Origin of the sequence: Photorhabdus sp. RM96S, assembly GCF_042879335.1 — a bacterium.
Classification (GTDB): domain Bacteria; phylum Pseudomonadota; class Gammaproteobacteria; order Enterobacterales; family Enterobacteriaceae; genus Photorhabdus; species Photorhabdus kayaii.
In genome coordinates this window covers 19125-31357 of record NZ_JBHFKT010000039.1, presented here as the reverse complement: position 1 = coordinate 31357, position 12233 = coordinate 19125, and the positions used below count along the sequence as shown (strand labels likewise).

Sequence of the window (12233 nt, the reverse complement as noted above, 5' to 3'; positions counted from 1 at the left end):
GTTGTGGTCTTTAGTTAAAAATTAATGGGCTTTATCTTCGTTTACGGAAGATTTAAGCGCGTGTGCAAACGAGTCAGCAATATGTCTGCGCTGTGCAGGAGATATACTCGTATTGATTAAATTTGTCACCATATTGCCCAGCACCATTAGAGAAAGGTCTGTCGGGGTACGGTTTCTTTCTAGAACACTGACGAGTTCTGTTAGTAAACGTTCAACGTGTTCGTCACTGTAACGAGATGACTGTGGCATAGATTTAAACTTCCTGAACTAACAAAGCACATTATCTTACCGTATAGATGCGTGATTTTCTGCTCTTTTGTGGCAAATTAATTTACGGTTAAGATTATGTTGCAGTAATAGCCTACTTTTAGCAATTTTTTGATATCTGTCAGCAAATTATAGTTGGTGGCAGATGATGAAATGTTATTTTCTTTTGGGGGTTTTTTATTGCAGTCGTTTGTTATCGGTGTTTGAATGCGTGTTTAAAAATGCGTGAAGTCAGCCGAAAGGAGTAGAAAGAATGAGTCTGCAAATAGACCAGATTGCCTTGCATCAATTAATCAAGCGTGATGAACAGACATTAGATGTCATGCTGCGTGATTCTTTGCTCGCCACCGATCAAGTGGTGGAAGATATGATGGCTGAATTACACCGAGTATACAGCGCAAAAAGTAAAGCTTACGGCTTATTTAATGAAGAGAGTGAATTGGCAGAAGCACTCAAACATCAGCGTAAAGGTGATGAAGATTTTCTTGGGTTCAGTCGTGCAGCAACGGCACGTTTGAGGGATGAACTGGCAAAATATCCGTTTGCCGAGGGAGGGACGGTCCTGTTTTGTCAGTATCGCTATTTGGCGGTAGAGTATTTATTGATTGCCGTACTTAATAGCTGTAACAGTATGTCTGTTAACGATAATCTGGATTTAAATACTACGCATTATCTGGATATTCCTCATGCAGATATTGTTGCTCGCATAGATTTGACGGAGTGGGAGGCTAATCCTGAATCAAGCCGTTATTTAACATTCTTGAAAGGCCGGGTAGGGCGTAAAGTTTCAGATTTCTTTATGGATTTTCTCGCTGCTAGTGAAGGTATGAATGCTAAAGTTCAGAATAAAGGCTTGCTACAAGCAGTTGATGATTATTGTGAATCTGGTGAGCTTGATAAGAATGAGCGTCAAGCCTATCGTCAGCAAGTATACAGCTATTGTAATGATCAATTGCAGGCGGGAGAGGAAATTGAGATTAAGGCGTTGTCTCAGGAATTACCTACATTTGGAGAGCAGAATTTTCAGCAGTTTTCACAGGAACAAGGATATGAGCTGGAAGAGAGTTTTCCGGCTGATCGCAGTACGTTACGCCAGTTGACTAAATTTGCCGGTAGTGGTGGCGGATTAACAATCAATTTTGATGCAATGTTATTTGGTGAAAGAATTTTTTGGGATCCGGCAACGGATACTTTAACGATTAAAGGCACGCCGCCAAATTTACGAGATCAGTTACAGCGTCATCGTGGTGGTCATTGATGCTAAGAAATAAATAACGCCGCATTTGCGGCGTTATTTACTCGGCGTCCCGAAAAGCTCGGCTGTGGCTAATTAAGCACGCAGGAAGTCAATGTGCGTCAGTTTTGGCTTAAACGGATGGCGCTGTACAGCCTGCACTTTAACTTTAGTTTCTTTACCGTCGATAACCAAGGTCAGAACTTCACTATAAAATTCAGCTTGGTGTTCCATATTGATAACCTGATCATGATTCAGTTCAATAGAAACTGGCTCTTGGTTGCCACCGTATACGATAGCTGGGAACTTGTTAGCTCTGCGCAGGCGGCGGCTCGCACCTTTGCCCTGCTCTTTACGTACTTCTGCATTAATAGTAAACATTATTTTTTCTCTTCAAGAAGAAAATAAATCCTGCTACAGGCGACCCAGCAGCAGGTTCGAGATTTGGCTTAACATTTAACATAGTAACTAACATAGTAACACCGTGTTAAGCGGGCGGCATTCTAGCGAAAAATGGTAGTTACAGCAAATGGAATAGGTCAATCTGAACCTATTAATACAGTTCATTTTAATACAATTCATCTTAATACAATTCATCTGCTCGTCGAAAACGCCCTTGGTAATCAAAGATCTTTTCACGAATTTGCCAGAATCGGCCTTTTTTACGGGCGACAACAAAATCTGGATGGCGTAATAAAGATTGCCGGCGAACGATATCTGAGGCGGTTTTCCAGTCAAAAGGTATTGCCGGGGCACGTTGATGCTGACGGAGAAATTGGTGCTCAAAGGCTAGTCGTTGGGCAGGGGTTGTCAGCCGAAAGCGTTCCGAAACATCAGCACCATCTTCATCGTAATAGATGATTTTCAGACATTCGCCTTTACTGTCAGTTTCAGAGATGAGTTGCATGCCACCACAACGCAGTACCAGTGCATCTTTGAGCTTCAATGCGGCTTTCAACATATCGTCGGGATCAACCAGCACTTCCTGGCAACTGTGGCAACGCCGCGCTGCAATATCATTTTCTGCATTGCAATGAGGGCAGAGTTTAAAACGAAAGCGGAACTCACATTGATGGCGTTTGCCGCATTGATCCTTTTCCCAACCCTGACAGCGGCGACCGAAGTGTTCAATAATTTCACCGTCGGAGGTGCATTTTCCCCAAAATAGATTAGCGAAGTTACAGATAGGGCAGAATACTTGAACCGGTTGGCTCTGTTTATCCGGTTTATTGCTGCCAACTTCTGGTGTGTAGAGATCGTGAGGATTTCCTGCATAATCGAGAATCAGGCAATCTTTTTTGCCGGGAAATAATCGTAAACCCCGACCGATAATTTGCTGATATAAACTGACGGATTCAGTAGGGCGCAAAATAGCTATCAGATCAACATGGGGAGCGTCAAATCCAGTTGTCAATACGGCGACGTTAACCATATAGCGCAATCGCTGAGTTTTAAAGGCTTCGATAAACAGATCACGATCAGCGGTTGATGTATCAGAACTGACTAATGCGGCTTGGCCGGAAGGGAGTAATTGAAAAATCTCTTTGGCATGTTCGACAGTTGCAGCAAAAAGCATAACACCTTTGCGATCAGCGGAATATTCAATAACCTGTCTGATAATATGGGGGGTGATGCGTTTTTGTCGTTTGATTTCGTGATTTAAATCAGTTTCATTGAAGATGCCTTGCTGACTAGAGTGAACTTGGCTGAAATCATATTGCATAACGGGCATATCTAGCCGTTTTGGCGGGATCAGGAAACTGTGTTTAATCATATAACGCAGGGGCAATTCATAGATGCAATCACGAAAAAAACGACTTTCATCACCACGGATCATGCCGTGATAGTGATATTGATATATCCAGCCGGTAGCCAGTCTGTAAGGTGTCGCCGTTAAGCCGAGAATACGTAGTTGTGGATTATTTTGCCGAAGGTGATGAATAATTTGCTGATATTGGCTGTTTTCATCATCACTAATACGGTGGCATTCATCAATTATCAGCAAAGAGAATTGATTATCAAAATATTCAAGATTGCGGGCAACAGATTGTACACTGCCAAACACCACCTTGCCTGTGCTTTGCTTCTGCTGCAATCCTGCGGAAAAAATATCTGCGGGTAAACCGTATGCGCAGTATTTGCTGTAATTCTGTATAACTAATTCTTTTACATGAGCCAATACTAATACTCTCCCGCGAGCTAATTTTGCCAGTTCAGCAATAACCAGGCTTTTACCTGCTCCAGTTGGTAACACAATGACCGCGGGCTCATGATGGTGCCGGAAATGATTGATGGTGGCATCCACGGCTTCTTGCTGATAGGGACGTAAAGTAAAAGTCATAATCGTTTCGCAACCGAAAAATATTCGCAAAAGAGTAACATTTTCCTTATCAATTTTCTGTGGACGGAAGTCAAAGTAAGATAATTATCTGACTGAGTGAAACTATGACTGGTTATAATAAATAGATAATTGTTGTTTATAGTAAACATAGTTATGATTAGCTTTGAAATATTTTGGGCTCATTTCATATCTTCTTTTTTGGTGGCTCTGTGTTGTAGTGCCAAGGTAGTGCCAAAATAGTAGAGGATCACATTCATTTTTAAATTAATTAATACAGGTGTCTTCATCCATGCGATTGGATAAATTTTTGTCACAACAACTTGGTATCAGTCGGAATGACGTAGGGCGCGAGTTGCGTGCGGGGCGTATCACTGTTGATGATGAGATTGTAAAAACGGGAGCTTATAAATTAACTCCAGAGCAACAGGTCATGTTTGATGGTTCATTATTGGAACAGCAGCAAGGGCCTCGTTATTTTATGCTAAATAAACCACAGGGATATGTCTGTTCCACCGATGATCCGATAAATCCAACGGTGCTCTATTTTATTGATGAGCCGGTAGCGCATAAATTACATACCGCGGGTAGGTTGGATATGGATACTACGGGTCTGGTTTTGCTAACTGATGATGGTCAATGGTCTCATCGTATTACTTCCCCGAAACATCATTGTAAAAAAACATATCTAGTCACACTTGAATGTCCAGTTGCAGCAGAAACGGCAGATAAATTTCTTGCAGGTGTGCAACTTAATGGTGAAAAAACAGTGACAAAACCCGCCCAGCTGGAAATTCTGGAGCCTCAAGTAGCCCGTCTGACGATTAGTGAAGGGCGTTATCATCAGGTAAAACGTATGTTTGCAGCGGTAGGTAATCGGGTAACCTCGCTTCATCGTGAGCGAATCGGTGAAATCATCTTAGCTCCTGAACTGGAGCCAGGAGAGTACCGATCATTAACTGAGCAAGAAATTGCCAGTGTCACTCTTCTTTAATCCTGGTTTTAGTTAATTATTTAAATTATTGGAGCAATATACGTGCAACAACAACGATCATCCTATTTGGGACTGATTTTAATCCTTGGGCTACTTTCTATGTTAATGCCCCTTGCCATTGATATGTATTTGCCGAGTTTGCCGACTGTTGCCGAGGATTTCGGTGTAGATAACGGACAGGTTCAGATGACGCTGAGCAGTTATATTCTTGGCTTTGCCATTGGTCAGATGGTATATGGTCCAATGGCTGACAGTTTGGGGCGTAAGCCGGTTATTCTGGGTGGGGTTACTGTATTTGCTCTAGCTTCAGCTGCGTGTGCAATGGTTCAGAATATCGATGATTTTATTTATATGCGCTTTTTGCATGGATTCTCCGCCGCCGCAGCGGGTGTTGTCATTAATGCGCTAATGCGAGATCTGTTCACCAAAGACGAATTCTCGCGTAGCATGTCTTTTGTGATATTGGTAATGACCATTGCCCCATTAATTGCTCCAATTCTTGGTGGCATGATAATGATTTGGTTCACCTGGCATGCGATTTTCTGGAGTATTGCGGTGGCTTCTGTTATTGCTGTATTCCTTGTCGCTTTCTTTATAAGAGAGACTTTGCCAAAAGAAAAAAGACAAAAATTTCATCTTCGTACAACCGTAAGCCAGTTTATTATGTTATTTCGCCAGCGTCGTGTATTTTGCTACATGCTTGCCAGCGGTTTTTCATTTGCGGGAATGTTCTCTTTTCTCAGTGCAGGGCCATTTGTTTATATTGAGTTGAATGGTGTTTCGCCCCAGCACTTTGGTTATTACTTTGCGCTTAACATCGTATTTCTGTTTGTGATGACGACAATAAATAGTCGCTATGTCCGGCGTTTTGGTGCGTTGAAGATGATGTATTTTGGTTTGAGTGTGCAGCTTATGATGGGGATCTGGTTGTTACTGTCTACCGCGCTCGATTTTGGCTTTATTGCTCTGGTCATCGGTGTTGCAGCTTATGTATGTGGTATTGCAATGATTACATCCAATGTCATGGCAGTGGTTTTAGATGATTATCCACATATGGCCGGAACGGTGTCTTCATTGGCAGGTACAGTTCGTTTTGGTATTAGTGCTTTGGTTAGTATATTACTTGCTATGTTACCTGCACGTAATGCCTGGCCAATGGTTGGTTCTATGGTTTTATCTGTTATTTTGGCTGTGTTGCTTATTATATACGCAAAAAAGCGGCGATAAATAAAAACAGAAGGCTGTTTTCATGTGCAGCCTTTTCCTTCAAAAGAAAATTAGAATAAGCGAAAAATATTTTTGATGATGTTGTCTGGTTATAATTTTATGTGAGATTGTTGAGGTTTTTTTTATTCTAAAATATATGTCTACTTTCGTTGATATATTCTTGATTGACAAGGGTAAGATTTAATCTCTTTTATTAAAGATAACCAATTAGAACAAAAAATTATGCTATTTTTTGTTATTCTAAGATTTGCCATTAAGTAACGAGGTTGTAATAGCTTTGTAGTATTAGCTGCATTTTCTGTATTACTAACATTATCATTAAAAACGATAATGTTAGTAAAGAGAATATTTTTCCTGAATATTCAGGAAAATTGAAAAATTGGTTATGCATAATATACCCTATGGATTTCAAGATGCATCGCGACGGCAAGGGAGTTTATTTTTTTATTATCGCTGTTGTGTATTTGCTGATTTTTATATTCCTATTGAGCTGAGAAGCTAACTTTTTACTATAAGGAAATTCCGAAATGTTTTTCCGTGTGAATAAATTGTTATTAATGCATTGATAGTAGTTATAAGTCATTGTTGTATTTTTGTTAAATTAAAAAATATTAAACGGCGTTATCATTAGGTTTTCATTAATTATACCTTATAAAACACATTGTTATCTATTTGTTTTTACAGTTCTTATTTGATTTTTATGTTAAGGTATTGAGTTGAAAAAATAAAATATGTAAACAATCATTAAACATAAAGTTGGGTTTTTGCATAAAAATTAGTTGAGTTTTCTTTAAAAAAAGTATAAATATATGAGAAATGAGAGATTGATCTCACTTTTTCTAAGGTGAAATTTGGAATTAATGTAATACTATAAACACAAATTTAACTTTTCGTTTACCTTTTTTGGGGTTAGTTATTCGGTTTTGGCGAGTAGAACACCTGAAGATAGCCGCTAACTTTAACTTTTGTATCTATGTTCTTTCAGGTAGGAATGATTCGTGAATAATATTCAGCTTTCGGTAGTACATCGGCTGCCGCAAAGTTACAAGTGGTCACCCGGTTTTGTGGGTATGAAAGTTGAGCCGCTTCCGGTTGATGAAGTGAATGCAGAAAGCAGCCTGATGGGGTTGAAGTTACTCAGCCACGAAGACGGGGCTGCGTGGAATATTATGCAAAAATTACAGCAATCACTTGCTGATATGCAAATTGGAAGCACTGTGATTGAGTTGGAAGGTCAGCCGTGCTTATTTATTAATAGTGAAGACGAAAGTGCGGTTATGTGTCGTTTGAAGACACTTGGCGCAGCCATTGCTGAAAAGATAACAGCGCTTTATCCATTTTGATATATACCCAATGGATTTCAGGATGCATCGCGACGGCAAGGGAGCGAATCCCCGGGAGCATGGCGAACGATGTGACCGGGGTGAGTGAGTGCAGTCAACAAAGAGGCAACTTGAAAGATAACGGGTATAAACGCGAAAAGCGCTTCCTTTAATGGGAGCGCTTTTTTGCGGGCAAGGGAAAAATTTTTAGCCGTTAGGTGCCATATTATTGCTGATGACCCGGCGACCACCATAATAACGTTTGCTCCAGTATGTACTGCTTAACCTGGAAACGATTACACCATTGCTAGTAGAGGCATGAACAAATTGGTCATTGCCAACATAGATGCCAATATGCCTGGTACGGGCACCTGTCTTAAATAAAACTAAATCGCCAGGGCGTAATCTTGAACGGTCGATTTTTTTGCCAATATTTTGTTGTTCAAATGTTGAACGTGGTAGTTCCATGCCAAACTGGTCACGGAAAGTACGTTGAACAAAGGCAGAACAATCTATACCGCGTTTAGTATTGCCACCGAGTCGATAGGCAACTCCTTTCCAGCCATTGTATTGGCTAAGAATTTTGGATTTTATGTCCAGATTACGAACGAGTGCTTCGAATTCATCCTGAGACGCTTGAAGTAAGAAGCCGTTCTTACCATTTACTGCATGCGTATCAGTTTGTGTGTTACGAAACCTTGATGAATCTGGTGAGCTGCACGCGGATAAGGTGATCGCTACGAACAGCGCGGGTATCAGCCGCGTAATGTATCTCAGTGCCGGTTGAGACTTGACCATTATTTTTGTTTTCCCTTGCTATCCTTACCTTAGTTGGTCGCTATTATTGAAAAATATCAAACGCTTCAAAGCCTGGTGTTAGAAAAAACAATGAGTAAACAACGCGCTTGGTGAAAAAACGCGTCTGATGCCACGTTTTATAACGATATTTACAATAAATGTTATCCAGATCGAGAGTACAGAAACAATCAGGAAAAGGCGAGTATTTAATGACATAATTTACAAAAAATTAGATTTCTAAAGGGGAGAGATCAGGAGTGTTGCTAATTTATGTGGGTTTTATGAACTATTAGGAAGGTTAAATACCTTCCCGATATGATTCAGTAAAATAGAGTTTATGGGAAAGATCTTAAGTTGGGCGACCAATTTGCGGTAGATTCTTATCCAACCAGTTAATCATTATGTCACTTAATGGTGTTAATAATAGCCAACTTGTTCCAATTAGCACCAGAGATAAAGAACCGACTGCAATATCAGTAAACCAGTGAGCTCCTGCCATGATGCGAGGTAACGCAAATATTACCATAATGAGTAATGCAATACAGAATGCTCTGCCTGAGATATATCGAAGAATAAAGCAGCTGAAAATCAGGAGCATTAATCCGTGATCACCTGGAAAGCTATCGCCTGATGCATCTTTTGTTACCAGATTGGTCATTTCGCTAATACGATTGATATGATCGAAGGTTAATGTTGGGCTTGGACGGACAACAGGGAGTAGATGACCGATTTGGTTAAGTATAATTGCGCTTATTATCATGACCAAACCAATCATGAATAATCTGCGTTTGCCATCGTAATTCTGTTTACGAAAAGTGTTGTAATACAGCAATCCCATACATAAAAGTGAAATGACATCGAAGGCCCTGATATTCACAAATGCTACAAATTCTGTGAATGTTGAGCCTGATATTAATTTCTCATTAAAGAAGTAGAAGATTGCAGAGTCGATCTTGAGCCAGAAACCATGATGCTCTGGTAAATACCAGGAGAGAAATAAAGTGATACCTAACAGGTTCAGTATAAATATGGCAAATGGGTGACTGCGTGTCATGGGAGACCTATTTGTTAAAAATAAGATAAATGGTAACTAAACTTACAATTATGTAGGTTAATATAACAAATATTGAGTAATAATGTCACAGTTCTTAATCATAAGTTAATTTGTTGTTGTTTATCTACTTTGGTAACTATTCCTGTTCAATTCCATGGATTTTATTGAGTGATGTTGGGGTGTTTAAGGTTGTAAATTCTTAATTTATTGAAAATTACTTCTGATAATTCTAATATTGTAAGATATAAATATCTTAATCAGTTTTAATCGCTAAAAATCATAAATAAACAATGAAAATAGCCGTTACCAATACATAGACTCAGAAATTTTTCCGATTTCTAGATTGATTTCATTTTTGGAAATCGCAGCGAATGATGCTGTTTTATGGAGGGGGCTTTATGTCTATGTTTCGGGTTATAATGGGTTGTTTTTTCCTAATGATTTCTGGTCTTGTCAATAGTGAACCAGAAACAACATCAAATACAGGGGTTATTCGCTTTTCTGGTGCGATCGTTGAATCACCGTGTCGTTTTGATTGGCGTGATAACTGGGCTGACACCACTTGTTGGCGAAAAGGACATAAGATTACCCAACGACAAAAGCTCGATTTGCAAAATGATATTTATTTTTATTTACCACACCAAATAGGGATAACAGAGATTAAATGGATAAAAGGAAAAGAGAAAATTGGCGTTGTTACAATTTTCTATAATTGATGTTAAGAAAAGTTTTACATGTTATTTATTCAATGTTTAATTGAAGAAGAGTCGGGATTTTATCTGTCATTGCTAAAATGAAGGAGTGACAGATTTATATTTTATTTTGGAATTTAAATTATGCCCAAATGTTAATGGGAAGTAGCTGACTGATTTAATGAATGGAATAAAATAAAAAGTGAGTTACCCTGTTTTATACCGGGTAACTCAGAATTAGCTAATATTATTAATCGCAACGCCCCATATAACGGCGTTCTGCAATATGAATACGGATTTTTTCCCCGCTACTGATATATTCAGGTACTTGCACGGTAAGTCCGGTGCTCATTTTGGCTGGTTTTGTTCGTGCACTGGCTGAAGCGCCTTTAATTCCAGGTGCTGTTTCTTCAATAACCATATCGACTGTTTGTGGTAGCTCAAGGGCAATGACTTGCCCCTCTATTGTCAGAACTTGCATACCAGGCAGGCCACCTTCAGGAATAAATAACAACTCTTCTTCGATTTGTTCCTTTTTAAAGTGATAAGGTGTGAAATCTTCATCATCCATGAAAACATATTCATCGCCATCAATGTAGGAAAAGTTAACGCTACGACGAGTTAGGTTGATCGTATCAAGGATATCATCGCCTTTGAAACGTTCTTCCACTTTTTGACCGGTGCGGATATCAGTAAAGCGCATTTTATATAATGTGCTAGCTCCCCGGGCGCTTGGTGCTTGAATATCAATATCTTTAACCAGCAGTAACTTACCATTATAACTGACGGCGCTACCGCGTTTAATTTCATTGGCTTTAGCCATATGTAACCTTCCATAAAACCACAAGAGAATAATCGGCGACAAAATTACTCGCAGTCAAGACATTAGGCAAGTAGGGATTAAAAAACCCCACTGTTTTTTTACATTGGGGTTGTAGTAAGAATGTTTTATATATCAACGATACACAGGTAATAAATCAAGAGAGGACAAAATATGAGCTATAGCATTTATCAAACCAAACAGAATGACGAACCCAATGAGGAATTTCCCTCCTGGCGCTCGGTAACTGGCTTCAGGAAAGCGCTGGCGACTTGCCCGGGCCATGAGTGCTGGAATAATGACAGCCCAGATGGTTGCAGCGAATCCAGCAAAACCAATGGCATATAGAAAACCATTGGGGAACAGTAAAGCTAGCGCTGTTGGTGGAATAAATGTCACTAATGCAGATTTTAACCGGCCGGGGCTGTTATCTTTAAAACCGAAAAAATCGGCTATGTAATCAAATAGCCCTAAGGAGACACCAAGAAATGAACTTGCTAATGCCATATAAGAGAAGGCATTTAGAAGCTGGTGAACGGTTTTGCTGTTTGTTGTATTATCCATGTGTTTTAATAAATCACCGATATTCCCGCCATCAGCAATAATCTGTTTGAATGCTTCGCGGGGAATATTTCCCTGAATGACATATTGCCACAGGATATAAATAGCTAATGCGATTAATGTGCCTAATAACAGGCTGCGAATAACGGCTTTTCTATCTTTATGATAATATTTTACTAAACTTGGGATGTTACCGTGATATCCGAATGAAACGAGTAAATAGGGCAGAGCGGCTAAAGCGTAAGATATATAACTTGTTGTCGTGTCATTTGATATAGCATCCGTCTGATTAAACAGAATGACATATTTCACTTCGGTAAACATGCCACCAACGGACATAAAAAAAGTAATAACCATACCGCCGATCAAAATTGTGCTCAAACGATCGACAGCTTGAGTCGATAACCAGACAATAAATGCAACGATAAACGCGAAAATAAAGCCAGCATTTGCCTGTGATATCGAAATAATATTTTTAAAATTATGGGCAATAATTGAGCCACCCGCTGAAATGTAGGCGTAGGTTAATATATAAAGTACGAATGCAATAGAGATGCCATTGATTGCATTCCATCCTTTACCGAGTAAATCTTTAGTCATGGTATGGAAGCTTGCACCTGATGGGTAGTTCAGGTTGGTTTCTAGTATCATCAAGCCGGAAAAATACATACACACCCATGTGTAAACCAGCAGAATAATGGAGCCAGTAAACCAGACACCGGAAGTTGCCACAGGAGTAGAGAACATTCCTGCACCGACAGCAGTTCCGGCAATGATCATTGCACCACCCAGTATGGGAGGGCGCTTTAAACTCTGGGGTGTCTCGATGGACATATTAACTCCTGCTGGCATATTGTTTCTTTGTACTAGCTTAAAGATACATTTTTGTCTATAGAGTGTAAATAGATGTCATAAAGGATTATTTG

Annotated in this window: 13 protein-coding genes; 6 read left to right on the top strand and 7 right to left on the bottom strand. The window is 39.6% G+C overall.

All coding sequences use genetic code 11. From position 1 onward, the window contains the following. Window positions 1-21 precede the first annotated feature (21 nt). A complete protein-coding gene (locus tag ACGF49_RS19510) occupies window positions 22-249 on the bottom strand; it encodes a YejL family protein (RefSeq protein WP_011147091.1) in 228 nt (75 codons plus the stop codon). Window positions 250-520: 271 nt separating this feature from the next. Here ACGF49_RS19510 and yejK point away from each other — a divergent pair, with 271 nt between their 5' ends. After that, window positions 521-1525 carry a nucleoid-associated protein YejK gene (yejK, locus tag ACGF49_RS19505; RefSeq protein WP_113041930.1) on the top strand — a complete coding sequence of 335 codons (1005 nt, stop codon included), beginning with the start codon at window positions 521-523 and terminating at the stop codon, window positions 1523-1525. A gap of 72 nt (window positions 1526-1597) precedes the next feature. Here the strand turns inward: yejK and rplY are convergent, their stop codons facing one another. After that, the gene (gene rplY, locus ACGF49_RS19500; protein ID WP_113041929.1) at window positions 1598-1882 is read right to left on the bottom strand and encodes a 50S ribosomal protein L25; all 285 of its coding nucleotides are present in this window, start codon (window positions 1880-1882) and stop codon (window positions 1598-1600) included. Window positions 1883-2084: 202 nt separating this feature from the next. Then, window positions 2085-3842, bottom strand: a complete 1758-nt coding sequence (locus ACGF49_RS19495; protein WP_113041928.1) for a DEAD/DEAH box helicase — start codon at window positions 3840-3842, stop codon at window positions 2085-2087. Between the two features lie 289 nt (window positions 3843-4131). Here ACGF49_RS19495 and rsuA point away from each other — a divergent pair, with 289 nt between their 5' ends. The 4 genes from rsuA to ACGF49_RS19475 all read left to right on the top strand — a co-directional run bounded on the left by rsuA (window position 4132) and on the right by ACGF49_RS19475 (window position 7555). Further along, window positions 4132-4833 carry a 16S rRNA pseudouridine(516) synthase RsuA gene (rsuA, locus tag ACGF49_RS19490; RefSeq protein ID WP_112878522.1) on the top strand — a complete coding sequence of 234 codons (702 nt, stop codon included), beginning with the start codon at window positions 4132-4134 and terminating at the stop codon, window positions 4831-4833. Between the two features lie 42 nt (window positions 4834-4875). Continuing rightward, window positions 4876-6060 (top strand): Bcr/CflA family multidrug efflux MFS transporter, encoded by a 1185-nt coding sequence (locus ACGF49_RS19485; protein WP_113041926.1) that lies wholly within the window; start codon window positions 4876-4878, stop codon window positions 6058-6060. A gap of 998 nt (window positions 6061-7058) precedes the next feature. Continuing rightward, on the top strand, window positions 7059-7403 hold the full coding sequence (locus tag ACGF49_RS19480; RefSeq protein ID WP_387492363.1) for a YejG family protein: 345 nt from the start codon (window positions 7059-7061) through the stop codon (window positions 7401-7403). Continuing rightward, complete coding sequence (locus ACGF49_RS19475) at window positions 7400-7555, top strand: hypothetical protein (protein ID WP_158536531.1); 156 nt, start codon at window positions 7400-7402, stop codon at window positions 7553-7555. The genes ACGF49_RS19480 and ACGF49_RS19475 overlap by 4 nt, the downstream gene beginning before the upstream one ends. Window positions 7556-7589: 34 nt before the next feature. Here the strand turns inward: ACGF49_RS19475 and mepS are convergent, their stop codons facing one another. Then, on the bottom strand, window positions 7590-8180 hold the full coding sequence (gene mepS, locus ACGF49_RS19470) for a bifunctional murein DD-endopeptidase/murein LD-carboxypeptidase (protein ID WP_113041924.1): 591 nt from the start codon (window positions 8178-8180) through the stop codon (window positions 7590-7592). A gap of 349 nt (window positions 8181-8529) precedes the next feature. Then, window positions 8530-9234: a phosphatase PAP2 family protein gene (locus ACGF49_RS19465; protein ID WP_113041923.1), complete on the bottom strand. Its 705-nt coding sequence runs from the start codon at window positions 9232-9234 to the stop codon at window positions 8530-8532. 371 nt (window positions 9235-9605) lie between these two features. Between ACGF49_RS19465 and ACGF49_RS19460 the strand changes: the two genes are divergently transcribed. Beyond that, complete coding sequence (locus tag ACGF49_RS19460; protein ID WP_228902665.1) at window positions 9606-9950, top strand: hypothetical protein; 345 nt, start codon at window positions 9606-9608, stop codon at window positions 9948-9950. Window positions 9951-10176: 226 nt separating this feature from the next. Here the strand turns inward: ACGF49_RS19460 and yeiP are convergent, their stop codons facing one another. Together yeiP and mtr are read right to left on the bottom strand one after the other, a co-directional pair. After that, window positions 10177-10749 (bottom strand): elongation factor P-like protein YeiP, encoded by a 573-nt coding sequence (gene yeiP / locus ACGF49_RS19455; protein WP_112878518.1) that lies wholly within the window; start codon window positions 10747-10749, stop codon window positions 10177-10179. 132 nt (window positions 10750-10881) lie between these two features. Further along, the gene (gene mtr, locus ACGF49_RS19450; protein WP_113041922.1) at window positions 10882-12141 is read right to left on the bottom strand and encodes a tryptophan permease; all 1260 of its coding nucleotides are present in this window, start codon (window positions 12139-12141) and stop codon (window positions 10882-10884) included. Between the last annotated feature and the right edge of the window lie 92 nt (window positions 12142-12233).